26 protein-coding genes are annotated in these 25,149 nt (G+C 45.8%); 1 reads left to right on the top strand and 25 read right to left on the bottom strand.

The annotated features are described in order from the left end of the window. Positions 1-23: 23 nt before the first annotated feature. The 25 genes from fliY to KSP24_RS11050 form a co-directional block, all read right to left on the bottom strand. The gene (fliY, locus tag KSP24_RS11170) at positions 24-1,337 is read right to left on the bottom strand and encodes a flagellar motor switch phosphatase FliY (protein WP_013370686.1); all 1,314 of its coding nucleotides are present in this window, start codon (positions 1,335-1,337) and stop codon (positions 24-26) included. Beyond that, a complete protein-coding gene (gene fliM / locus KSP24_RS11165) occupies positions 1,327-2,325 on the bottom strand; it encodes a flagellar motor switch protein FliM (protein ID WP_013370685.1) in 999 nt (332 codons plus the stop codon). Before fliM ends, fliY begins: the two co-directional genes overlap by 11 nt. A gap of 43 nt (positions 2,326-2,368) precedes the next feature. Further along, positions 2,369-2,842 (bottom strand): flagellar basal body-associated FliL family protein, encoded by a 474-nt coding sequence (locus tag KSP24_RS11160; RefSeq protein ID WP_216975145.1) that lies wholly within the window; start codon positions 2,840-2,842, stop codon positions 2,369-2,371. Beyond that, complete coding sequence (locus KSP24_RS11155; RefSeq protein ID WP_013309896.1) at positions 2,839-3,063, bottom strand: flagellar FlbD family protein; 225 nt, start codon at positions 3,061-3,063, stop codon at positions 2,839-2,841. The genes KSP24_RS11160 and KSP24_RS11155 overlap by 4 nt, the downstream gene beginning before the upstream one ends. A gap of 60 nt (positions 3,064-3,123) precedes the next feature. Continuing rightward, entirely contained in the window at positions 3,124-3,933 is an 810-nt protein-coding gene (gene flgG, locus KSP24_RS11150; RefSeq protein ID WP_129549101.1) for a flagellar basal body rod protein FlgG, read from the bottom strand. 103 nt (positions 3,934-4,036) lie between these two features. Then, positions 4,037-4,417, bottom strand: a complete 381-nt coding sequence (locus tag KSP24_RS11145; RefSeq protein WP_025677627.1) for a TIGR02530 family flagellar biosynthesis protein — start codon at positions 4,415-4,417, stop codon at positions 4,037-4,039. Beyond that, positions 4,414-4,947 carry a flagellar hook capping FlgD N-terminal domain-containing protein gene (locus tag KSP24_RS11140; protein ID WP_025677626.1) on the bottom strand — a complete coding sequence of 178 codons (534 nt, stop codon included), beginning with the start codon at positions 4,945-4,947 and terminating at the stop codon, positions 4,414-4,416. Before KSP24_RS11140 ends, KSP24_RS11145 begins: the two co-directional genes overlap by 4 nt. Before the next feature lie 19 nt (positions 4,948-4,966). Further along, positions 4,967-6,418 carry a flagellar hook-length control protein FliK gene (locus KSP24_RS11135; protein WP_216975144.1) on the bottom strand — a complete coding sequence of 484 codons (1,452 nt, stop codon included), beginning with the start codon at positions 6,416-6,418 and terminating at the stop codon, positions 4,967-4,969. Between the two features lie 27 nt (positions 6,419-6,445). Then, the gene (locus KSP24_RS11130) at positions 6,446-7,447 is read right to left on the bottom strand and encodes a magnesium transporter MgtE N-terminal domain-containing protein (protein ID WP_025677622.1); all 1,002 of its coding nucleotides are present in this window, start codon (positions 7,445-7,447) and stop codon (positions 6,446-6,448) included. A gap of 47 nt (positions 7,448-7,494) precedes the next feature. Beyond that, a complete protein-coding gene (gene fliJ / locus KSP24_RS11125) occupies positions 7,495-7,938 on the bottom strand; it encodes a flagellar export protein FliJ (protein WP_013370677.1) in 444 nt (147 codons plus the stop codon). 10 nt (positions 7,939-7,948) lie between these two features. Continuing rightward, a complete protein-coding gene (gene fliI, locus KSP24_RS11120; protein ID WP_016820950.1) occupies positions 7,949-9,268 on the bottom strand; it encodes a flagellar protein export ATPase FliI in 1,320 nt (439 codons plus the stop codon). After that, on the bottom strand, positions 9,255-10,091 hold the full coding sequence (locus KSP24_RS11115; RefSeq protein WP_025677618.1) for a FliH/SctL family protein: 837 nt from the start codon (positions 10,089-10,091) through the stop codon (positions 9,255-9,257). The genes fliI and KSP24_RS11115 overlap by 14 nt, the downstream gene beginning before the upstream one ends. Further along, positions 10,084-11,100, bottom strand: a complete 1,017-nt coding sequence (fliG, locus tag KSP24_RS11110) for a flagellar motor switch protein FliG (RefSeq protein ID WP_013370674.1) — start codon at positions 11,098-11,100, stop codon at positions 10,084-10,086. Before fliG ends, KSP24_RS11115 begins: the two co-directional genes overlap by 8 nt. 11 nt (positions 11,101-11,111) lie before the next feature. After that, positions 11,112-12,695, bottom strand: coding sequence for a flagellar basal-body MS-ring/collar protein FliF (fliF, locus tag KSP24_RS11105; RefSeq protein WP_013370673.1), 1,584 nt, complete (start codon positions 12,693-12,695; stop codon positions 11,112-11,114). Between the two features lie 37 nt (positions 12,696-12,732). Continuing rightward, positions 12,733-13,047: a flagellar hook-basal body complex protein FliE gene (fliE, locus tag KSP24_RS11100; protein WP_007430020.1), complete on the bottom strand. Its 315-nt coding sequence runs from the start codon at positions 13,045-13,047 to the stop codon at positions 12,733-12,735. A 39-nt stretch (positions 13,048-13,086) separates the two neighbouring features. Next, positions 13,087-13,539 (bottom strand): flagellar basal body rod protein FlgC, encoded by a 453-nt coding sequence (flgC, locus tag KSP24_RS11095; RefSeq protein ID WP_013370672.1) that lies wholly within the window; start codon positions 13,537-13,539, stop codon positions 13,087-13,089. A 6-nt stretch (positions 13,540-13,545) separates the two neighbouring features. Beyond that, positions 13,546-13,953: a flagellar basal body rod protein FlgB gene (gene flgB, locus KSP24_RS11090; RefSeq protein ID WP_040101576.1), complete on the bottom strand. Its 408-nt coding sequence runs from the start codon at positions 13,951-13,953 to the stop codon at positions 13,546-13,548. Between the two features lie 407 nt (positions 13,954-14,360). Then, positions 14,361-15,761 carry an ATP-dependent protease ATPase subunit HslU gene (gene hslU / locus KSP24_RS11085; protein ID WP_017427922.1) on the bottom strand — a complete coding sequence of 467 codons (1,401 nt, stop codon included), beginning with the start codon at positions 15,759-15,761 and terminating at the stop codon, positions 14,361-14,363. A gap of 36 nt (positions 15,762-15,797) precedes the next feature. Continuing rightward, positions 15,798-16,340: an ATP-dependent protease subunit HslV gene (gene hslV / locus KSP24_RS11080; RefSeq protein WP_013370669.1), complete on the bottom strand. Its 543-nt coding sequence runs from the start codon at positions 16,338-16,340 to the stop codon at positions 15,798-15,800. 26 nt (positions 16,341-16,366) lie between these two features. Further along, positions 16,367-17,707 carry an FADH(2)-oxidizing methylenetetrahydrofolate--tRNA-(uracil(54)-C(5))-methyltransferase TrmFO gene (trmFO, locus tag KSP24_RS11075; protein ID WP_013370668.1) on the bottom strand — a complete coding sequence of 447 codons (1,341 nt, stop codon included), beginning with the start codon at positions 17,705-17,707 and terminating at the stop codon, positions 16,367-16,369. Between the two features lie 27 nt (positions 17,708-17,734). Beyond that, positions 17,735-19,837, bottom strand: coding sequence for a type I DNA topoisomerase (topA, locus tag KSP24_RS11070; RefSeq protein ID WP_013370667.1), 2,103 nt, complete (start codon positions 19,835-19,837; stop codon positions 17,735-17,737). Positions 19,838-20,052: 215 nt separating this feature from the next. After that, complete coding sequence (gene dprA / locus KSP24_RS11065; RefSeq protein WP_216975143.1) at positions 20,053-21,171, bottom strand: DNA-processing protein DprA; 1,119 nt, start codon at positions 21,169-21,171, stop codon at positions 20,053-20,055. A gap of 228 nt (positions 21,172-21,399) precedes the next feature. Continuing rightward, entirely contained in the window at positions 21,400-22,329 is a 930-nt protein-coding gene (sucD, locus tag KSP24_RS11060) for a succinate--CoA ligase subunit alpha (protein ID WP_013370665.1), read from the bottom strand. A 49-nt stretch (positions 22,330-22,378) separates the two neighbouring features. Continuing rightward, on the bottom strand, positions 22,379-23,539 hold the full coding sequence (gene sucC / locus KSP24_RS11055; RefSeq protein WP_025677605.1) for an ADP-forming succinate--CoA ligase subunit beta: 1,161 nt from the start codon (positions 23,537-23,539) through the stop codon (positions 22,379-22,381). A gap of 338 nt (positions 23,540-23,877) precedes the next feature. Then, positions 23,878-24,348, bottom strand: a complete 471-nt coding sequence (locus tag KSP24_RS11050) for a MarR family winged helix-turn-helix transcriptional regulator (protein WP_216975142.1) — start codon at positions 24,346-24,348, stop codon at positions 23,878-23,880. Positions 24,349-24,495: 147 nt separating this feature from the next. Between KSP24_RS11050 and KSP24_RS11045 the strand changes: the two genes are divergently transcribed. Then, a complete protein-coding gene (locus KSP24_RS11045) occupies positions 24,496-24,924 on the top strand; it encodes an organic hydroperoxide resistance protein (protein ID WP_013370662.1) in 429 nt (142 codons plus the stop codon). Positions 24,925-25,149 lie beyond the last annotated feature (225 nt).

Here is a 25,149-nt window from a genome sequence, read left to right as displayed (position 1 = left end):
TAAATCCTCCCTAAATTATGCTTTTATTGTAATTTTTGAATTCGGTCCCATTGGCTTACAATATCCGTTACACGCACGCCAAAGTTCTCGTCGATTACGACAACCTCGCCCTTGGCAATCAGTTTGTTGTTAACCATAATGTCCACCGGCTCCCCGGCAAGCTTGTCCAGTTCAATAATTGAACCTTGTGAGAGCTCCAGAATATCTTTAATTTGCTTTTGGGTCCTTCCTAATTCTACGGTGACTCTAAGGGGAATGTCCATCAATAAATTTAAATTGTTTTCATCCACTTGCGGAAATCCACCGGACTGCAAGTTAGAAAATTGTACAGGCTGCACATTTACATTACGTCCCGGCGGTACAGCCCCGTAATGATGAGGTGTTCCATAAGGCACTTGCGGCGGCACACCTGCTGGCATTCCATATCCCGGCGTTCCATACCCTGGAGCGCCCTGCTGCCCATATCCCGGATCTTGAGGATACATTGGCGGTTGTTGCCCATAGCCTGCATCTTGCGGCGCCTGCGCGGCTGCAGGCGGCTGTTGGTAGGCTGGTGCAGACGGTGGCTGCGGAGTACTAGCTTGTGTCGGCGCTTCGGGAGCAGCTGTTGCAGCTGCCTGCTGTGCGGACGCTTGCGGTTGCTCGTCATCCTCTCCGCCATTCATTAAGATGCTCACCATCTTTTTGGCGAAATTAACAGGTAACAGTTGCATCAGTGTAGAGTCAATTAGATCTCCAATCAATAACCTGAAGGATACTGTGATCAGCGTCTCTTCATCTGGCAGGCTGGATACTCCATCACCGTGCAGAGGATCCAAAATATCAATCCCTGGTGGAGAGATATTAACAAAACGATTAAACATGGTAGACATAGAGGTCGCAGACGATCCCATCATCTGGTTCATCGCTTCCTGCACGGCACTGATGTGAATTTCATTCAATTCTTCATCTGCCGGATTTCCTTCACCACCAAGCATTAAATCCGCTATAACCTGCGCATCACGCTTTTTAATTACAAGCGAGTTAATGCCTTCAAATCCATCGACATAATTTACATGTACGGCTACGTGCGGCTTTGGAAATGCAGTTTCAAATTCAGAACGTGTAATAATTGAAACTTTAGGTGTCGTAATATCCACCTTTTGACCGAGCAGTGTGGAAAGAGCCGTAGCTGCGCTGCCGAACGTTATATTACCGATTTCCCCGAGAGCATCCTGCTCCAGAGAAGTCAGAAAATCGTCAACGGTCTTGCCTGCGGGAGTAGAATCCGTCCCCGCTTCAGACTGTTTCAGCAAGGCATCAATTTCCTCCTGGGACAAATAGTCTTTACTCGTCAATTTCTTCAACTCCTTCGTTGACAATTTCATCAATTTGTACGGCAACACGATCTCTTACCATGCCGGGACTTCCCATAAACTTCAATTTCTCGCCTACCCGGATGGATAGTCCTTCTTTGACTGGCTTGTTCAATGAAATGACATCCCCTACCGAAAGGCCCAAAAACTCAGCTACATTTATCCGGGATTCACCCAACTCCGCAATAATAGGAAGCTCTGCTTTGGTGACCCGTAATCTCAAGGCGTCTATCTCTTCAGGCGCCCTTGATTTCTTTTCGGATGTAAACCACTGGTGCGTGGACAGTCTGGCCATAATAGGTTCCAATACCACGTGCGGGATACAGAGGTTAATCATCCCTGTGGTATCACCAATTTTGGTGCTAAGCGAAATCAGAGCAATCGTCTCATTCGGCGAAACAATCTGCATGAACTGCGGATTTGTTTCCATAGCCTCTAGACGTGGTTCAATGTCGAGTACCGTTTTCCAAGCCTCTTGCAGGCTATCAAAGGTACGGCTGAAAATTCGCTCCATGATCGTCGTCTCGATTTCGGTCAACGCGGTAACCTTGGTTGGTGCCGAACCTGTTCCTCCGAGAAGCCTGTCCAGCATGGCATAAGCTACGTTCGGGTGAACCTCAAGCACCATTCGGCCTTCCAGTGGTTCAGCTTCAAAAATGTTTAGAATGGTCATTTTCGGAATGGAGCGAATGAATTCATCATATGGAAGCTGCTCCACCTGAACGACATTAATCTGGACGAAAGTACGAAGCTGTGCTGAAAAATAAGTGGTCAGATACCGTGCAAAGTTCTCGTGTATCCGCGTCAGACTTCGTATATGGTCCTTGGAAAACCTAAGCGCCCTCTTGAAATCATAAGCGCGAACTTTCTTTTGGGTTTCTTCCTTTTTGAGTTCTTCCGCATCCATTTCACCGGACGAGAGAGCTGCTAAAAGGGCATCAATTTCCCCTTGTGACAGTACATCCACCAATGTTATTCACCCCCTTACGTGTTCCTGACAAGATCACCTGGAATCAAATGGCTGCCAGCAAAAAGTCTGTAATTTTGGCGTTCCCCAGGTGACCTTCAGGGAGCGACTTATTGATGAGATCCGTCAGCTTGTCACTGAACTGATCCCGGCCTTTAGCCGTTCTGAGCTCATCAGGTTTGGTGTCTGCAAGTAATTGAATAACGATAGGCTTAATACTAATGTCCTTGATTTTTTCAAAAGCTTCTTTGGCTTTGGCATCGTTCAATTGAAAAGCAAGATTCATCTGCACAATGTAATCTGCGTCTGCCAAATTTGTTTTGATACCGGTAATTTCAGAGCTTACTTCCACCAATTCATCTGCTGACAATCTTGGAAGTTGTTCTGCTTGAGCGGCTTGCGCATTCGATATGACTTCCGACTTCTTCCCGCTAAGCGCTGGTATAAGTACAAAGGCCGCGCCTGCAATCAAAGTAATCGCGAGTAAAATTGTAATGAGCCATGGCAGCATCTTCTTCATTCGTCTTCCTCCATTTGTTGCACTTTTATCGTGGCGGCATGCATGCCGATTTCACGGCTGTAACCCTTGATCAAGGAGACGACATCTGCCGCTTTTTCCAATACAATCAACCGTTTCCCCGTCACCAAAGTGACGTATGTATCCGGTGTTTCCTCCACAGTCTCAATGAGCAGCGCATTAAGCCACATAGGCGAGCCGTTCAGCCGCGTTAACGGGATCATCGTAACACCAACCTCCTGATAGGTGCGGAGGAGCCTCTACTCCTCCGCGTTTAAATGAGATTATCGTTTCAAGTTTACAACTTCCTGAAGCACTTCATCCGAAGTCGTAATGATACGCGAGTTCGCTTGGAATCCACGCTGAGCTACGATCATTTCGGTAAATTCGCCTGTCAAGTCAACGTTGGACATTTCCAGCTGACCCGCGATGATAGCTCCACGCCCCTCTGAGTTGGCTGCTCCAGGCTCAAGTGCATCAATGTTGGAGTTGACCGTTGTACGATACAGGCTGCCTCCAATTTTCTCCAAACCTTCCGGGTTAGTAACTCTGGCTATACCAATTTGCGTGCCATTATCTACTGTACCATCATCTAATTGCTGTACAATCGTGCCGTCCTGCGAGATGGAGAACGATGTAACGTTGTCAGCAAGTGTGATTGGGTCGCCACCTGCATCCCCTACAAAAAATCCATCGGAAGTCACCAGATTTCGGTTTGCGTCTACGTGAAAATCACCCGCACGAGTCAGATAAGGGACTTCCTGTGCATCATTCATTTTGATCAGGAAAAAACCGTCACCGTTAATCCGCAAATCCGTTGGATTATTGGTAGTCATTGCACTACCTGGGAGATGCATCGTATCAATCGAGCTGACGGACACCCCTAGACCTACCTGCTTGGCATTTTGACCTGCAGTTGTCGTAGCATCAGGTGCACTTGCGCCCGAGCTGGTTTGGCTCAAAATATCCTTGAACATTACTCGGCTGGACTTGAAGCCTGTAGTATTTACGTTTGCAATGTTGTTACCGATAACGTCCAGCTTTGTTTGAAAGCCCTTCATGCCCGATACACCTGAATACATTGATCTCAACATTGAGTATAAATCCTCCTCTGATTGCTTGCTTAGTTGACCGCATCAGTCGATCCGCGGCTTTTTCATGGCTTTCCTATTCGGGCCAGCCACTTCGTATATTTTTTTATGAAATAATTACAGCACTATCTATCTGCGTAAATACGTTATCCTCCATGGACTTCTTATCCATCGCGGTAACAACTGTTCGATTAGGCACACTAACAATCAAAGCCATATCCTGCATTAAAATCAAAGATTCTTTAGCGCCTTTGGCAGCAGCCTTATCCACAGCAGAGTTAATTTTCGCCATTTGGTCACTTCTCAACTCTATTCCTCGCTGCTCCAGTCGCTTGGCGGCATGGTTGCTGAGCTTGAGCACCTGTTCCTGCAACACCTGACCAAATGGTTTGGTATCCTTTGTTACCGAATTTAATCGGTTTTGAGAAATCGCTGCCGGGGGAACGTTGGTAGGAAAAAGGCGTCCGACCGTTATCCTGTCATTCATGAGTTCTCACCGCTTCCAGTAGAGGAAGAAGATGAAGTATCCGATGTATTTGTAGCGGGAATCGTTGTATTAGCCTGACTCACTGATGTTACATCTTTTAATGCCACCTCAGCCGCTCCCATTTTGGCATACTGCACACCGTCGCGAATAACGATGGAATCTACGATTCCACTTTTCACCGTACCTGCGCCTGTCTCACCTGTAATGGAATCTTTTTTCCCCGGCTCAATCCAACTGACTTCTTTTCCTATTAAACCAGAAGCTGTACCCAAAGACTGTCCCAATGCATTCAACTGCGTAGAAATGTTCATCAGTTGTTCCACCGAGGAAAACTGTGCCATTTGGGCGATAAATTCTTTATCCTCCAAAGGCTGCATTGGATCCTGATTTTGTAGTTGAGTGATCAAGATTTTTAAAAATTGATCTTTACCCATCGTTTTAGTATCCTTGGCACTTGCTGTTTTGACATTATTCACATTGTAATTCGGCCAGACGTTACTGGTGGATACATTGCTGTCTGTAGTCGTCATTGTGTTCTCACCTCCATCATTACGCTTGTGCTGTAAAGGAGCCTGTCCGATTCATGTCATCTGCGCGTTGTTCTGCTGTCCAGTTACGAAGCTCTTCTGTCATTTCAGCTACCTTCACAGCATCCTCGCTCTCTTCTCTACCTCGAGCTTTAGAACGTTGGTTGGATTGCTGCTGATTAGCCCCAGATCCACGTCCATCCTGATACATATGGGAGGATAGCGACTCATTGTGCGTAACTTCTACTTTATCCACTTGAATACCTTGGCTCTGAAGACTCGTGCGCAACTGCGACATTTGCTGTTCCAGCAAATCCTTCGCTCCGCTATGCTCAGTCATGAACTGGGCAACCAGATGACCATTTTGCATCGTTAGCTTAACCTCCAGCTGGCCCAGATGATCTGGACGAAGCATGATGGTCGCTTCTGTCAAACCAGTGTGCTTTACAATATCAAGTTTCTGTACTACAAACTCAGTCATCTCCTTGGCAAATTGCCGTACATGTACGACGGGTTGAGCTGGAGCCGAAGGTGTTGTTCCCTGCGCTTGTACTGAAAGCTGCCCCGCAGTCGTGATCACTGGAGTCTGATTATCAGTTGATGCCGGATCCGCTTGCTCAGCTGCATCTACGAATGTACCTGCTTCATCCGTTACAGTAGGTTTAACTGCGGACTGAACGAGAAGATTCGTTGATGAACGCTGTCCTTCTGAGCCTTGCTGGCTAGTTTCACCCTGACTTGCTTGCTGCTGAGGAGTAACCTGTTTGTTTGTAGTTGCTGCAGTTAACGTCTGAGCACCATTTGCTCGTTGTGCAGAAGGCTGGGCCGCTTGTGAATCTCCACTATCAGCAAGTTCCACAGCTTTCAATACTCCATGCCACTGCTCATCGGAAATAGCTCCCGTCCCAGCCGTTGCGCCTTGCAGCGATTGTAGTAACTGTGTCACCTTAGTCTTTTGGTCTCCCGAAGCCTGTTCTGCTACATTGGCAAGTTGTGACAAAGCGTCCTGCAATGCAAACCGAAGAGTTGCCGGATTAGCTGCCAAAGCTGTCAAGCCTGTAGCCTCTGCCGTTTCCCCACCATCTGCCTGTTGATTTGTTCCATTGCCTTGCAAAAACTGTTGTACTTGCTGAATCCACGATTGCAGAGTTGCAAGCAGCGCAGGATCGGCAACTACCTGATCATCCAATTTCTCGAGATTTTGCAGCAAAGGAGCTAATGTTTCAACCAGCGGCTCGGTTGGAGTTTCCGTGGATTCTCCGCTTGCAATAAGTGGTAGTACCATAACTAATGGAGAACCATTTGCATCTGTTCCTGCTGAGCCCGTTTGCCCGCCTGTCATCATTTGCGTCAGTGTTTGATTAAAGGCACCCGTGGTTGCTCCAGCAGCCGTGGCTGTACTTGTTGTTGATGCTGTCGCACTGCTAGCTGTTTGACTAGAGCTAAGAGATACACTTTGAGAAATAAGGGTCATATATTTTTCACCTCCCTTCAATTCAAATTACTTACTCCCCATCAATTTATTCAAAATTTTCGCGGTCTGACCTGCATCCTTGGCAGACATATATTGCAGTAAAGAAGCACGTGTCGAATCATCTACTGTATTTAATATGTTTAATGCCTTATCCGGACTGATTTTGTAAGTTTGTAAAATAAGTTCGGCACCGCTTTTCTTGTCCATGGAAGCAAATGTGCTACTGATTTGAGTGCTTTGCAGACTTTTACTCGTCGTTCCGGCGGTAGTACCTTGATCCTTTTTCAGACGAGACTGCAACGCAACTACCGATAAATCCGTAGATGGCGTTACGTTTTTCAGAGCCATCGTAATATCTGCTGCTTTTTTAGCGTCCATCTTTTGCAAAATCTTCGCACTGTTGGCAGGGTCCATGTAGCTTAAGAGCTGTACGGTCTCTTCCGTGGTCAGATTCTCCATGATCGGTGCAGCTTTACTTGCCGTCATTCCTTCATACATGCTGGCAAGTTCTCTGGTCTGTTTTACATAAGGATCTTCATTTGTTGTTCCGTCTGTAGTTTGCGTACCTGCTTGTCCCTGCTGCCCGACCTGTCCCTGTTGACCCGTCTGCGACTGTTGTTCCTGTTGCGTTTGCAGTGTATTGACCTGATTTTGAAGTTCAGTAACCTTTTTATCTTGTGTCGTCTTAGCAGCGGTAGCCTTTTTAAGTTCTTCCGTCTGCTTAGCTAAATCCGCTTTTAACTGTTGAATGGTTGCTTCAGAACTTTCAGACTGTGCCTTCTGATCTGCCTCTTTTGTCTGGGTTGCCTTATCCTTCGGTTCGGGAATCCAATTTTTAACAATTGGTATTTTGTTCCCTAATGAGATCATTTCGCTTCTGAAGTCCATATTGAACAGTGTAAGCAAGACCCCGACCAGAACGATTGTGAAAACAATCGGAATCAGGAAAAACATAAACCGCTCAAATCCCCCGCCTGATTCTTTTCCTAAATCCATATCCAGTTCATTTTCTGCTAACTTCTGTGCCATCGTCTTCCTCCTCAGGCAGCTGATATGCGTATCCTATGACGTTCCGCTTACCGGGCTTTCATGGCAAATCGCACGGAAGCCATTTCATCCAGCTCATTCTGCTCGCGCAGGAGCATTTCCTGTTGGAATTTCACGTTGGCCTTCTCTCTTGCTTTCAGCCAAACTTGTTCATCCAGCATTTTATCGGTCAAAACGGTTTGTTTGCTTTGCACATTTTGCTGCGCATATTGAACATCCCTATGCTTGCGTGTAATACATTGGTCCAGATGATTGACATAAGCTTGTAATTCCTGAATGCTAGAGAGTGGCGCGCAATCTTCGGCAGCCTTTTGAATGGCTGATATGACCCGATTCCTTTCGCCTATAAGCTGTGTTAATGTCTGCTCCTCAACCTGCAATTGTCCAACAGCACTGGAAAGCAGCCATTCGGCCTGTGACTTTTCGTTCGTTTTCAAGTCTACAACTTTTTGAAAGGAATACTGAAATCTCATCGTTCAACCTTCATCTCCTCGTAAATTCAGAAATCAAACGTTCTCGTACTTCGTCCAGCTCAGCCTTTTCATCGGTTCTTTGTCTTGTAAAATCCCATATATCCCGTATGCGCTCCATAGATTCGTCAATTTCTGCATTCGAACCCTGTTGATAAGCCCCAATGTTAATCAGGTCCTCTGAATCTTTGTAAATGGCCATCAAGCGCTTAATGTTTTCGGCAGCGTCTATCTGATCTCGTGGTGCAATGTCCTTCATGACCCGGCTAATACTTGCTAACACATCAATTGCGGGAAAATGTCCTTTGTTCGCAATCCCACGGTTCAAGACAATGTGTCCATCCAATATCCCGCGCACCGCATCCGCGATGGGCTCGTTCATGTCGTCACCATCAACCAGCACTGTATAAAAAGCAGTTATGGAGCCAGTAGGACCTGTCCCTGCGCGTTCCAGAAGCTTAGGCAGACTAGCAAACACAGATGGAGTGTACCCTCTCATTGCTGGTGGCTCACCCACCGCTAGACCGACTTCACGCTGGGCCATCGCATATCGGGTAACTGAATCCATCATTAACATGACATTCAACCCGCGATCCCGAAAATATTCCGCTATCGTCGTTGCAATAAGTGCACCCTTAATGCGGATCAACGCAGGTTGGTCGGAAGTTGCCACAATGACTACAGAGCGTTCTAGTCCCTCAGGACCCAAATCCCGTTCAATAAAGTCCAGCACCTCGCGTCCACGTTCTCCGATCAAGGCAATTACGTTCACATCTGCTTCCGTATTACGGGCAATCATACCCATCAAAGTACTCTTACCTACACCCGAACCCGCAAAAATACCAACCCGTTGTCCTTTGCCAATCGTAAGCAACCCGTCAATTGCACGTACTCCGATACTTATGGGTTCCTGCACACGCGGACGATTCAGCGGATTGGACGGTATATTGAAGGTTGAATATCTCGCCATTCGCGAGGGAATCAGTGATCCGTCCAAAGGCTGACCCAAACCATCCAGCACTTTGCCTAACAGCTCCGAACCAACCTGCACATTCAGTGGCTTCCCTGTTCCTACGACATCACAACCAGGACCAATGGATTGTAGTTCTCCAAGTGGCATCAGAAGCACTTTATTGTCTCTGAAGCCAACAACCTCTGCCTGCAATGGCTTTGCCGCTTTGCCTGGATAAATATAACAAACATCCCCGATACTCGCGTCCGGACCTTCCGATTCAACCATCAAGCCGATAACCTGTGTAACCTTGCCATTCACCCGAACGGGGTCCAGCTGTCGCAAATGATCCATGTAGCGCTGCGCATTAAGCCCCTTCATGTCTTCGCTCCTCATTTTCATGTGCCAGACGCAGTAGTTCCTTTTTAATCTCAGCTAATTGCGTATCGATCCGGGCGTCCACGCTTCCAAAGGAAGAACGGATGACGCAACCGCGATCCTTTACGGTACCATCAGGAATAATTTGCAGTTCTGCCTGCGAATCGACAGTTAATGACAATTCTTCCCGCGCACCTTGCACAAATGCGAAATGCTGAGGCGACACACACAATGTAATGATTCCTTTTTCTCGCTTACGAGCCAAATTTTTGCGAATTAACTCAATTGTATATTCCGGTTCAAGACTAAGCTGTTTTTCAATGACCTTCTCGGCAATCGCACTACTCAGTTCAACCAGAAAAGGCTCTGCTTCCTGAATCAGTTGTTCCTTAATCTCATAGGCCTGACGCAGAATATCTTGTGCTTCTTCCATCATCTGCTCCGATTTCGTCTGAAGCTCAGCCTCAGCCAGCTTCTGGCCTTCTTCATATCCTTGTTGAAATCCATCTGCTTTTGTCGACTGAATCAACTGATCGTCATGCTCGCGTCGTTCCTGCCACCAATCTTCAATCTGCTGCTGTGCTTCCTGAAGCATTCGTTCCGCTTCTTCAGCCGCCTCGCGTACCTGACGTTCGGCAAAGTCCTTAGCATCATTCAACATTTCATCTCGGAGCCGTTCTGCCTCATAATCTCGCTGAGGCTCTGGCTCCGCATATTCAGTTGTGATTTCTTCATCCGTCGTTTCTGGCACGTACGTATGTGCCACATCAATCGTTTTCAAAGCCTCTACAGGCACATATTGGAAAGATTTAATCAAGTTAGACAATGATGTCATCTCCTCCGCCGCGTGCGATTATAATCTCACCGGCCTCTTCCAATCTGCGGATCGTTGAAACGATACGTGTTTGTGCTTCTTCCACATCACGCAGCCGCACCGGTCCCATGTACTCCATTTCCTCTTTGAAGGTTTCTGCCATACGTTTCGACATATTTCGGAAAATCACATCGCGTACTTCTTCACTGGACACTTTAAGTGCCAATTGCAAGTCTGCATTGTCGATATCGCGGATAATGCGTTGAATGGACCGGTTGTCCACATTGACAATATCCTCGAATACGAACATTCTTTTCTTGATTTCCTCAGCCAGTTCAGGGTCTTGAATTTCAAGCGAGTCGAGAATTGTACGCTCGGTTCCGCGGTCTACGCCATTCAAAATCTGAACGATAGACTCGATACCACCTGCATTCGTGTAATCCTGCGTTGCAGTTGCCGAGAGCTTTTGCTCCAATACTCTCTCCACTTGAGAGATGACCTCCGGAGATGTACTGTCCATGACAGCAACACGCCGGGCCACATCTGCCTGCTTTTCCTGTGGTAAGGACGATAGAATTGCCGCCGCTTGCTCAAACTGCAAGTATGAAAGCACGAGAGCAATGGTTTGCGGATTCTCATTTTGTATAAAATTCAATATTTGGTTCGGATCAGCCTTACGAGCAAAATCGAAAGGTCTCACCTGTAATGTCGCTGTCAAACGGTTAATGACCTCAACTGCTTTTTGCGATCCAAGCGCTTTTTCCAATATTTCTTTAGCGTAATTAATACCGCCTTGGGAAATGTACTCCTGAGCCAGACAAATTTGATGAAACTCGGCCATAATGGAGTCCTTTTCAATGGCATCGACCTTCCGTACATTGGCAATTTCCAATGTAAGTTGCTCGATCTCTTCATCACGCAAATGCTTGAAAATTTGAGCAGATACTTCTGGCCCCATTGTGATCAAAAGAATAGCTGCTTTCTGTCTTCCCGTTAAACCTTGACTGCTTGCCTTTGCCAATGAACTCACCTCTATTCGTCAGCCAGCCATGTACGAAGCAGATTGACGAATTCGTCGGGTTTCTTTTTCGCCAGACTTTCAAGCTGTTTACGCACTTGACTTTCATTTGTCACACTTTCCATGGTAATGGACGGGAATTCCGTCGGCGTTGGCATGAGTTGCAATTCTTCATCCAACTCTTCTTCCTGATTACGACGGCTGCGTACGATGAAGAAGATTACACCCGCCAACAGTGCCAGAACTGCAGCTCCGATGCCCCACATCCACGGGTTGGAAGCTGAAAAGAATGTATTGGTACTCGTAGGCGCCGGAGCAGCTTGCGAGAACACTGAAACCTTTTTAGCCAAATCAGCGTCTGTAAAAGTAGTACCGGAATTCGCCAGTGATGCTCTTACAATATTAACCAAAATATTTTGAATTGCTGTCTGAGTTGCAGTATCCAACGTTTGCTGACCTGTTGGTGGTTCAACTGCTACATTAATGGTTAAATCTTTTACAGTGTATGGACTTTGGATAATATCCCTTGCAATTCGGTTAACTTCGTAGTTAATCGTACTTGAGCTCTTATCCGAGCTGGTATTACCGGAATTGGCTCCTCCAGGGTAACCCGGGACATCCTGCGTTCCTGTCCCTGCAACTCCTCCGGTTTGTCCACTACTACCCGTATAACTTTCCTGGATTTGTTGGGCACTAATTTCAATACCCTTCATTTTCGTTTGGTCAACAGGTGTGACCATTTGTTCCTTTGATGTTACTTTGTCGAAATTTAGCTGGGACATAACCAGCACGTTTACCTTGTCGTCTCCAACAATTTTCGACAAAAATTGTTGAACATTATTCCTTACATCGCTCTCAAACTTCTTCTGTAGAGCCATGTTTTCCTGAACACCACTTGTGAGTCCACCTTGGCCGCCCTTGGCCGTTGGAATCAACTCATATTCCTTATTCGTGATCGTAATATTTTCTACTGGCAAATTCGGTACAGCCGTTTTTACCAGGTTAAAATATCCGTCGATCGCTTGTTGATTGGGGGTAAAGCCAGGTTCGAATTCCATTTGAACCGAAGCAGATGCTTTGTCCTTTTCTTCAAGTCCGGCAAAGATATTTTCCTTTGGCATATTAATGACAGCTTTGGAGCTTTGGACACCATCCATCCGTTCCAACAGTTGCTGTACTTCGCCGTTCAATGCGTTATTGTACTTCACATTGAACTCGTTCTCCGTCATACCTATGGCCGAGGAGGACTGGTCAAAGGCGCTCATGCCGATTGACCCTTTCTGTATCAGGCCTTGAGACCCAACATCTACCTTCGCCTTATCTGCATTTGCGGTTGGGACTGAAATTTGTGTCCCACCAGCATTAAGCTGATACGGTATACCCGCAGAATCGAGATATTTAATGACCCCAGCGGCATCATTTGCATTTAGATCCTGGAAGGCCACTTCATACTCAGTTTTGGTAAACTGCATCGTTAGCACTACAATGGCGATAATGATGAATGCTAATGTCGAAACAAGTAATATCTTCTGTTTTTTGCTGAAATTATTCCAATACCCGGAAATCTTATCCCGGTATTGGGCGATTCTCTCGTTCACTCCGTCACCCCATCCGAAACTTTGCTAAACCCTCACTTTACATCTGTGTACGCATGATCTCCTGATAGGCTTCGATCGCTTTGTTTCGGACCTGTGTAGTAAGCTGCAGGGAAAGCAGCGCTTGTTGTGAAGTGATCATGACCTGATCCACATCAACTTTGCCTGCCATGAATTGGTCGGACATCTGGTGTGTAGCGGCTTCCTGCTGCCCTACTTCATTGAGAGCATCCTTTAGGAAGGAGCCAAAATCCTTCAAGGATTCGGAAGGCGTCGCTTTCGTCAACTCATTGTTAGGCGATTGAATCTGCTGTATTACCGGTGTCTGTACGTTAAACATGGCGTTCTGAATCATGTTTTACTCTCCCTATTAAGTAGTTAGTAGTCCTGGAACTTAGCGACCGATTTCAAGCGCTTTGGAAACCATCGCCTTTGAAGCATTCAGAGCTGTTACATTGGCTTCGTATGAGCGTGTTGCGGAAATCATGTCGACCATTTCTTTCATTATGTCTACATTAGGCATATATACATAGCCATCTTTATCAGCGTCCGGATGACCCGGATTGTACACTGGCTTCAAAGGTGACTGATCTTCCTGAATTTGCGAAACTTTAACGCCAGCGGCGCTTGTACTACTTCCTTCCATTTGAGCCTTCAAAACATCGGCAAAGCCAGATTGGTTCGGCTCCAAAACAACCGTTTTTCTTCGATATGGAATTGCTTGTCCATTCTCCACCTTCGCCCGAGTTGTCTCTGCGTTGGCAATGTTGCTCGATATAACGTCCATCCGCAACCGTTGGGCCGTAAGAGCAGATGCACTAATATCAAAGCCGTTGTTAATCTTCACCTCGTCCTATCTCCCTTCTACCGCTGTTCTCATCATTTTGATGCGCTCATTAATTTCTTGGATGTAGGTATTATATCTTAGTTGATTTTCAGCCATAAGACTCATTTCTCTGTCTATATCTACGTTGTTCATGTTGTTATTCATGACTGAGTACCCATCTTTAGTGACCGTGGCATCAGGAATGGAGTTCACAGGTCCTATTTGAAAATGTCTTGAATTGGTTACTTTTCCACGCAGTGGCGTGACATCACCGCCCATTTGCTGCTGAAGCAGTTCTTCAAATGAAACCTCCGAACGCTTGAAATACGGGGTATCCGCATTGGAAATATTATCGGCCATCACACGTTGTCTCGTATTGGCCGCCTGTACACCTGCCTGAAGCTTTTGAAAGCTTACATCACCCAGCAGATTCATTTAGCTCCTCCCTCCAGCGTCTACTCCAAAGTAAGATTCAATAAAACAAGATTTTTCACTTTTTTTCGACAATAAAATTTCATAATTATACATTTCTTTTAGGTCTTAAGTAGAAAATCTTAACTTTCTGTCATATATTCTAAGTTTCGTAGAGTTGGGACCTAATTACAATAAGAAAAAAGCCCTATCTTTTTTAAAAAAGAGGGCTTTAGATGCATAAAATGTTAAATTTTTCAGGTTTTTTTCAAGAAAATGAATGTTTTCTTAGCACTTTACACCTGTAAAAGATTATACGTCCTACTTTTGGAATAGACAGAAAAATCATCAACTTAACCTGTGTCTAGGACTAAACGACGGTGCAAGATAGTGTTATTCTGGACCACACACCCTATTTTTAGACACCCTGTTCATAAAATATACTGACTAAGGTCCCTGTTTTGGGCAATATCTCCCAGCTTCTCACGCACATATTCCGGGGTAATGATCATACGATCCAATGTAAGCTCCGGGGCTTCAAATGACAGATCCTCCAGTAGCTTCTCTAAGATGGTATGCAAACGCCGTGCGCCGATATTTTCGGTGTTGCGATTAACGGACTCGGCAATACTAGCGATCTCACGAATCGCTTCCGCAGAAAATTCGACTTCTATTTCCTCGGTGCGGAGCAACTCGGTGTATTGCTTGGTCAGCGCATTTTTAGGCTCCGTCAATATCGACACAAACTCATCCAAGGTCAGACTACTTAGCTCCACACGGATTGGAAAACGACCTTGAAGCTCTGGGATCAGGTCTGACGGTTTAGCCACATGAAAAGCCCCAGCAGCAATAAACAGAATGTAGTCTGTTCTTACCGGGCCGTATTTGGTCATAATGGTAGAGCCCTCGACAATAGGTAAAATATCGCGCTGGACTCCTTCTCTCGACACATCAGGGCCACTTCCCTTGCCTTGGCTGGCAATCTTATCTATTTCATCAATAAAAATAATACCGGATTGCTCAGCACGCTTCACAGACTCCTGAATCACATCATCCATATCGATCAACTTGGCTGCTTCATCTTGAATCAGTACCTTGCGAGCTTCCTTGATTGGTAGCTTGCGCTTCTTCGTCCGCTTAGGAAGGAAACTTCCGAACATCTCCTGCATATTCATACCCATTTGTTCATTCCCTTGCCCAGCAAACATATCGAGCATATTGGGTGCGGTATCCTCCACATCAATCTCTATGACATCATCCTCAAGCTTACCGGACAACAGATCAAATTTAACCTTGCGTCGCTTCTCTGCTAAGGTTCCGTCCTGTTGTGGTGGTTCTTCTTCTACCGAAGTCCCTGTGTTATTGCCAAACAGCATTTCAAAAGGATTACGTTGCGATTTATTTGACTTTTCTGCAGGTACAAGGATATTGACAATCCGTTCATTTGCCATGTCCTCCGCTTTGTCTTTCACATTCTCTGTTCGTTCCGACTTGACGATACGGATAGAGGTTTCCATTAGATCCCGCACCATGGATTCTACATCACGACCGACGTAACCCACTTCTGTAAATTTGGTGGCCTCTACCTTGACAAAAGGAGCTCCCACGAGCCGTGCAAGTCTACGTGCAATTTCAGTTTTACCCACACCTGTCGGTCCGATCATCAAAATATTTTTAGGCACAATTTCATCCCGAATATCATCCGGCAGTTTACTACGCCGATAACGATTACGCAAGGCAACAGCAACTGATTTTTTAGCTTCCTTTTGTCCGACAATATACTTATCCAGCTCGGATACCACTTGTCTGGGCGTCAACGATTGATTATTCATTTTGCACTCCTCCACCCTTGAATACTCAGAGCCGACTTACAATTCTTCCACGATAATCTGACTGTTCGTATACACACATATTTCCGAAGCAACCTCTAACGCTTCCCGTGCCATGTCCTTTGCTTCCATACCAGAGCCATGACGTTTGAAAGCACGGGCAGCTGCCAATGCAAAATTACCACCTGAGCCAATGGCCAACACATCATCGTCAGGTTCAATAATTTCTCCGCCTCCAGAAATGAGCAGCATCCCGGATGAGTCCATCACAATCATCAGCGCTTCCAGCTTGCGTAGTACACGATCCTGCCGCCAGTCTTTGGCCAGTTCTACAGCAGCCCTTTGAAGATTGCCGTGATGTTCCTCCAGCTTATTTTCAAACTTTTCAAACAATGTGATAGCATCGGCCACCGAACCCGCAAATCCCGCAACGACCTGCCCACGATACAATCTGCGCACTTTTTTAGCCGTTTGCTTCATCACAACACTGTTGCCGAACGTTACCTGCCCATCACCCGCAATAGCTCCTTTGCCATTATGGCGTACAGCACAGATGGTGGTAGCATGAAAGGACATATCCATAACGCGCTCCTCCTTTTCCTTCATCCTTATGCCTGTACTTCTGTTGACATAACTCCCGTTTGGTTGATATAACCGCGCAAACTTTCCAACGCGCGATTAGCGAGAGCTTCATTTTTTTCCTTTTTGTTACGAATGCGTGTCTCCAGCTTTGGAAGCAGACCAAAGTTTGCATTCATCGGTTGGAAATGTTTGAAATCAGCAGTTGTAATATATCGTGCCATGCTGCCTAGTGTCGTTTCCGCAGGAAATACGAACATTTCCTGCCCACGTGCTGCTCGTGCCGCATTTATACCAGCCAGCAGACCTGAGGCCGCCGACTCTACATAACCCTCTACACCAGTCATTTGTCCGGCAAAGAATAGATTACTTCTTCCCTTGAACTGATAAGTTGGGTGAAGCTGCTGTGGAGAATTAATGAAGGTATTGCGATGCATCACGCCATAACGTACAAACTCTGCCTCTTCAAGTCCCGGAATCATTGAAAACACACGCTTTTGCTCCCCCCATTTGAGGTGAGTCTGGAAACCAACCAGATTATATAGCGTACCTGCAGCGTTGTCTTGTCGAAGCTGAACAACTGCATAGGGTAGTTCTCCTGTATGTGGATTTACGAGGCCTACAGGCTTCATCGGTCCAAACAATGCCGTTTGTTTCCCACGTTGCATCATTACTTCGATAGGCATACATCCTTCGAAGTAGATTTCTTTTTCGAACTCCTTGACTTGTGCCACCTCAGCAGTAATCAAGGCCTCATAGAAAGCATCAAATTCCGCTTCGTTCATGGGACAATTTAAGTAAGCTGCTTCTCCTTTATCATAACGGGAAGCCAGATAGACCTTGCTCATATCGATGGAGTCCTTCTCTACAATCGGAGCTGCCGCATCGTAGAAATAAAAATATTCCTCTCCCATCAGCGTTTTGATCTGTTCTGACAAAGCTGGAGAAGTTAATGGTCCCGTTGCAACGACCACGATACCGTCCTGCGGGAGTTCCTGGAGTTCTTCATTAACGACCTCGATCAAAGGATGTTGATGAAGCGTATCTGTAATATGACCGGAAAATCCATCACGATCCACTGCCAATGCCCCACCAGCCGGAACAGCATGGCGGTCTGCCGCACTCAGAACCAAAGAGTTTAATATTCTCATCTCTTCCTTCAGTACGCCTACTGCATTCGTCAGACCGTTCGCGCGCAAGGAATTACTACATACTAATTCGGCAAATTTATCCGTATGATGCGCGGGTGTTTTTACAACCGGTCTCATTTCATATAACTTAACTGGCACTCCACGGCTTGCAATTTGCCAGGCAGCTTCGCTGCCCGCCAAACCTGCTCCGATGACCGTTACCTTTTGTAGTTCACTCACTTTTAAATCCCCCTGCTATCTTTGTTCTTAAGAAGTCTCTACACTCTCATCGCTCTCTTCCAGCATTTCGCTGTGATCGCAGACGGTACAGTTGAGCTTCGTTCCCTGTTTAGTACGTTTTTCGACCATTAGGCCACTGCAACTTGGACAAGGCTTAATGGACGGTTTATCCCAGGATACAAAATCACATTCTGGGTAACGGTCACATCCGTAAAAGACACGTCCTTTTTTACTTCGTCGTTCGACGACATGTCCCTCACCGCATGTAGGACAATTCATCCCGATATCCTTGACAATTGGCTTGGTGTTACGACAATCCGGGAAAGCAGAGCAGGCCAGAAATTTACCAAAGCGGCCCAGCTTATACACCATGGGGCTGCCACACTTGTCACAGATGACGTCGGATACTTCATCCTTAATTTCAATTTCTTTCATTTCTTCTTCAGCCACTTCCAGACGCTTCTCGAATGACTCGTAAAAGTCACTCAACACCTTGACCCAATCACCTTCGCCTTCTTCGACGTGGTCAAGATCACCTTCCATATTGGCTGTAAATTCTACATTCAGAATCTCTGGAAAAAATTCTTCCATCTGCTCGATGACCAACTCTCCCAGCTCGGTAGGGAAGAATTTCTTCTCCTCAATAGCGACGTAACCGCGCTTCTGAATGGTTTCCAGCGTCGGTGCATACGTACTCGGGCGTCCTATACCCAATTCCTCCAGCGTCTTCACCAGTCGTGCTTCCGTATAGCGAGGAGGCGGTTGTGTAAAATGCTGCTTTGGTTCAACCGATTCCTTTTTCAGCTTATCGCCGGGTTGGAGTGGCGGCAACAGTTTATCTTCTTCGGTTTTACCGTCGTCATTCCCCTCCACATACACTTTCATGAAGCCTGGAAAGCGAACCTTTGAACCGGCTGCTCGGAATATCGCCTCGCCTGCTTCAATATCAACGGACAAAGTATCCATAATAGCGGAAGCCATCTGACTCGCCATAAAACGTTCCCATATCAGTTTGTACAATCGGAACTGATCTCTACTCATAAAAGGCTTAACAGTTTCCGGATCACGCAAGGCGGAGGTTGGACGAATCGCTTCATGCGCATCCTGAGCATTAGCCGACTTTTTTGAATACTGACGAGGACTTTCAGGCACAAAATCTTCGCCATATTTTTGAACGATGACCTCTTTCGCTTCCTCTTGAGCCGAAGTGGCGATCCGTGTGGAATCCGTACGCATATACGTAATCAGACCCACAGTCCCTTCTTTTCCTAAATCCACACCCTCATACAGCTGCTGCGCTACAGACATCGTTTTAGATGCCCGGAAGTTGAGCTTTCGAGCCGCCTCTTGCTGCAAGGAACTTGTTGTGAATGGAGGAGACGGATTGCGTAAACGCTCCTTCTCTTTCACATCGCGCACCTTGTAAGACGATTTTCCGATAGCTTCTAACACTTCTTGTACATCCGCTTCGCTAGAGAGCTCTTTCTTTTCGCCGTGTAGCTTATGGAATTTCGCTTCAAAAGTGCTGTCTTTAATAGCTAATTTAGCTGTGATCGTCCAGTATTCTTCCGGTACAAACTCATTGATCTCGTTTTCCCGGTCCAGAATAATTTTCACTGCAACCGACTGTACACGCCCAGCAGACAGACCCTTCTTTACCTTTTTCCAGAGCAATGGACTTATTTTATAACCGACAAGCCGATCCAATATCCGTCGTGCCTGCTGCGCATTGACCAAATCCATGTTGATCTTGCGGGGGGTTTTAAAAGCATCTTTGACAGCCTGCTTCGTTATTTCATTAAACACCACACGACAATCCGCCGTATCGTCCAGTTCCAGCGCATGCGCCAGATGCCAAGCAATAGCCTCGCCTTCGCGATCCGGGTCAGCCGCCAGATATACTTTTTTTACTTTTTTTCGGGCATCCTTTAACTCTTTTAGTATTGAGCCTTTACCTCGAATGGTAATATATTTGGGATTAAAATCATTTTCAACCTCTACACCGATCTGGCTCTTAGGTAAATCCCTGATATGACCCATGGAAGCCTTGACGATATATTTGCTGCCTAAGTATTTGCCGATCGTCTTCGCCTTGGAAGGCGATTCCACGATGACGAGTGAATCCGCCATAGGCTCTTCCTCCTCTCAATTACACACATGAATATGATAGACTTCCTGAAATGTGGTGAGCTATAGTTCGTTAATACGAGCTATAAATTCAACACATTTCAGGAAGTGGGGAAGGAGTAGGAATCCGCGATGCGAATAAACGCTAATTTCCCTCCACCTATGTTTAAAATTGAATTTTACGCATTTACTAACTAAGGATTTGACAAAAACAATGACTAAATAAGCTTGTATTTTGTGCCCGCTAGCTGAGCGATCCTTTTTTTTATGATTAACGATAACAGAACTGCGTGTAAAAGTCCAAAATCCCATGCCGTAGCATCAAGCAGTTCATCCAGTGTCATGGTTCCTTGTTCCAGCAGCAGCACTACGCGCTTTTCCTCAGAAGTCTCACTTTCTGATGCTTTGGAGACTTTCTTAAGATTAAGACTCTGTTCTCTATTGTATGAAGAAACCTGCCTTGTACGCAAATCTGCTTCATACTCCTCAATAATATCCGAAGCTTCAGTGACCGTTTTGGCTCCTTGCTTAATCAAGTTCAGCGTGCCTTTACTCTTCGGTGACGTAATGGGTCCAGGAACAGCAAACACATCTCGATTTGCCTCCAGCGCAGCATCCGCTGTAATCAAGGAACCGCTTCTAGCGTCTGCTTCTACAACGAGCGTCCCCTTCGTTAACCCGGCAATAATGCGATTACGTTGTGGAAACATCCCGGGATGAGACCTCGTACCTGGAGGATACTCCGATACGATTAGACCTTTACTAGCCATCTCTGCAAACAAAGAGGCATTTTGGGGAGGATAAATTTGGTCAATTGCTGTTCCAAGTACACCAATCGTGTTGCCTCCCTGGCGCAGGGCTGTTTCGTGACAAATACTGTCAATCCCTCTCGCCAATCCACTAACCACTGTAATCCCAGCATTACATAATTCCTCTGTTAGTATCTCCGCTGCTCTACGACCATACGCAGTAGGAACGCGAGTTCCTACCATGGCTACAGAACATGTGTGCAAAAGTGATTTATCCCCTTTTGTATACATTACCCAAGGAGGGTCAACTGTTTCCTTCATTAATAAGGGGTAATCTTCGTCCACATAAGTTATCATACCAATATCACTGGATTGAATTCGCTGATATCGTTCATGCACCCATTCTTCATCGTAACACTGTGCCGCAATGCGTGCCTGTGTGGGACTTAAGCCTATCTCAATCCACTTTTGTTCGCTAAAATGCAGTAGCTCATGCAATCGATAATCACTCGACCAAATACGCTGAATAGTTCTTCTTCCGATTCCCTCTAACTCATGTAGACCTAATAAAAGCCATCTTTCTTCCAAACTGTGGTTCCCCCATTCATGGAAGAGCGAACCCTTCCTTATTTTGTGGCACAACGGATCATTTTGCAAGCGTTTCCCTGACAAGCCTGTCTCAACGCAAAAAAAAGCAACCTTTTCATCCCCTGTTTCAGAAGATAAAAAGGTTGCTTACCTTTCTTTCATTATACACTAGCCAGCAGCAAATTTCGATGTTGATTTACAGCCTGTATATTAATGAAGAAACACGATTTAATGTGTCGTACACAAGTTCAAAATGCCACGTGCTTCCAACACACTTACCAGTGTCGAGCCCATTTCGGAAGGAGTCGGTGCCACCTTGATCCCGCAGGCTTCAAGCGTTGCAATCTTCTCTTTTGCCGTTCCTTTTCCGCCAGAAATAATGGCGCCTGCATGCCCCATCCGTTTGCCTGGAGGCGCAGTCACACCACCGATAAAACCAACGACTGGCTTCGTCATATTATCCCTGATCCACTCGGCAGCCTCTTCCTCAGCTGTACCACCGATTTCTCCGATCATAATGACAGCGTGAGTGTTGGGGTCCTCATTGAAGCGATGTAAAATATCGATGAATTCCGAACCTTTAACCGGGTCACCGCCAATACCAACCGCTGAAGATTGACCTATACCTCGAGTGGTTAACTGATGCACTGCCTCATAGGTCAAAGTACCACTACGTGACACAACGCCTACATGACCAGGCAGATGAATGTAACCTGGCATGATACCAATCTTACACTCTCCTGGCGTAATAACGCCCGGACAGTTAGGGCCAATCAGAACGGTTTTTTTACCTTCCATAAAACGTTTGACCTTGATCATATCAAGTACCGGAATCCCCTCTGTGATACAAATCACGAGGTCCAGTTCCGCATCCACAGCCTCCAAAATGGAATCCGCTGCGAAAGCCGGCGGCACATAAATGACGCTAGCAGTTGCGCCCGTAGCTTCCTTGGCTTCGCTTACTGTGTTAAACACTGGCAGTTTGACCTGTTGTCCGTTTTCCAGTGTAATTTCTACCTCGGTGCCTCCCTTACCTGGAGAGGTGCCACCTACCATCTGTGTACCGTAATCAAGTGCACCTTTGGCATGGAACAACGCCGTTTTTCCCGTAATCCCCTGTGTAATCACCTTTGTATGCTTATCGACCAAAATACTCACGATCTTCACATCCCCTATCGTTTATTCGGCATATCGGAATGCAAACAGGCTATTGAACAAGTTCAACGATTTTTTGGGCACCATCGGCCATGGAATCGGCTGCCACAATATTCAAACCGGATTCCGCTAAAATCTGTTTGCCGAGCTCAACATTTGTCCCTTCAAGACGGACAACAAGCGGACGAGTCAGCCCCAACTGTCTGGCAGCCTCCACGACGCCGTTCGCAATGATGTCGCACTGCATAATCCCGCCGAAAATGTTGACGAAAATACCTTCTACCTTCGGATCGGACAAAATGATTTTGAACGCTTCGGTTACTTTTTCCGTCGTTGCACCGCCACCAACGTCCAGGAAATTGGCCGGATCACCACCGTAATATTTGATAATATCCATCGTGGCCATTGCCAACCCCGCACCATTGACCATACAGCCAATATTTCCGTCCAGAGCGATATAGCTTAGATCATATTTAGATGCCTCAATTTCCTTCTCATCTTCTTCATCCAAATCACGTAATTCCAAAATATCCTTGTGACGGAACAACGCATTAGAATCGAAATTCAATTTGGCATCCAGCGCCAGTACATTCCCATCACCCGTAACGACTAGGGGATTAATTTCTGCAATCGAACAGTCCTTGTCCACAAAAGCTTCGTAAAGCGCCAGCATAAACTTGACCGCTTTATTCACCAGCTCATTGGGAATATTAATCTCATACGCCAGCTTACGAGCTTGATGCACCTGAAGCCCAATTGCTGGATCAACAACTGCTTTAAAAATCTTCTCCGGAGTAGCCGCAGCCACCTCCTCGATTTCCGTACCGCCTTCTTCGGAGGCCATCAATACGATGCGTCCAGTCGCGCGATCCACGACAACGCCTACGTAATATTCTTTGCGAATATCACAGCCTTCCTCAATCAAAAGACGTTTGACCTCTTTACCTTCAGGTCCGGTCTGATGTGTCACTAGCACCTTACCCAAAATTTCAGAAGCAATAGTCCGCACCTCATCCAAGCCTTTGGCAACTTTTACGCCACCCGCTTTACCGCGTCCACCAGCATGAATTTGTGCTTTTACGACCGTAACAGCGCTTCCAAGCGATTCTGCCGCAGCAACGGCTTCTTCCACCGTGTAGGCAACCTTGCCGTTCGGTACAGCCACTCCGTACTGCTTTAATACTTCTTTACCCTGATATTCATGGATATTCATTCTGGAATCCTCCTATCAACATGACTGCAACAAGGGCGGTTCACAAGGAAATCTATACTAAACCTACATCATTGTAACATGTTTTTAAAACGCTTTCCTTATAATTCAACCTCATGAATTACAGTATTTTGATATCATTATCATTCCCAAAATCGAATGTTTGGATATTATTGGATTTTGCTTTTTAATACAAATTCACACAAAAAAGCACCTCCACAAAATGGGATTACCTAATCCGCATGAGAGGCACTTTATTTCATTAGACTTTAAATAGCATTTTTTCTTTCAGTTAAGAACAACTCATTCCGTAAATTCACAAGAGCAACCGAAAGTACCTGTTATGATTTTTCAATTTGTACATTCGCTTGATGAACACGATCGAGCAGATCATTAAACTGAAGCAGAAGTGACCCAAATTGATCATGAGTCATACTTGTTTTTTCCTGTATGCATCCTGGTACAGACAGGGCTTTATCCCGCAACGTTCTTCCCTCTGTGGTTAAAGAAATCAGCACCTTACGCTCATCTTGAGTGGAACGCTTCCGATCGATCAGCCCGGCATTCTGCAACCTCTTTAATAGTGGAGTTAGTGTGCCGGAATCCAAATATAACGCCTCACCCAATTCCTTCACTGTACACTCTTCACGTTCCCAGAGCACGATAAGTACCAAATATTGCGAGTACGTTACACCAAGCTTTTCCAGATAAGGCTGGTACAGCTTTGTAATCTCTCTGGAGCATGCATATATGGCAAAGCATAACTGATTATCAAGTTTCAAAGCCGCGTGTTCATTGGAATTGTTTTCCATGCTGTCTAGTCACCTACTTTCGTCATTATTTTAGCACATTATATAGCAAAGTACATTCTAATTGCATAAAATACTTTACAAAAAATAATTATTTTGATAAATTAAATTGTGTAAAATACAAATTGAGCGAGAGGCAGTGATTGGATTATGATGACCATTCAACAAAAAATGTATGAAACAACAGTAAAAGCAGTTGGTGGACGTAACGGTTATATCGAGTCTTCTTCCCCTGAACTTCGTTTAGATATTGATACTCCAAAAGAAATGGGTGGCGCCGGCGGTACAGGTACGAATCCAGAGCAGCTATTCGCAGCAGGCTATTCTGCTTGCTTTGACAGTGCTTTAAATATGGTCGCTCGCATGCAACGTGTTAAACATGAAGGTACCGAAGTCACAGCTACGGTCCATTTTGGCAAAGTCGAAGACGGCGGCTTCGGAATCGGAGTAAACCTCGACGTTCTGGTCAAAGGCGTTGATCATGAAACTGCGGTAAAACTGGTGGAAGGCGCACACGAACAATGTCCATACTCCCGCGCTACCCGCGGTAATATTGAAGTCAAGCTGAACGTTTTGTAACATAGAGTTAGAATAAATTTCACAACAAGCCCCTCAACCGTATTGGTCGAGGGGCTTGTTGTTTTTCCATCAAGTAACATGGGAGATGATGCATAATCGTATATACGAAATTGATATACTCATAGTATAATCACTATTGTCATAATCTTTTTTGCTTCTCCAGGTCTTTTTGCCTGGAGCTTTTTTTTGTCCTTATTTCCGTTTTCTCTCGTATACATACCCTTT

Source organism: Paenibacillus sp. AK121, assembly GCF_019042715.1.
In the GTDB taxonomy this organism is placed as follows: domain Bacteria; phylum Bacillota; class Bacilli; order Paenibacillales; family Paenibacillaceae; genus Paenibacillus; species Paenibacillus polymyxa_C.
This window is presented reverse-complemented; position numbering and strand designations above follow the sequence as displayed.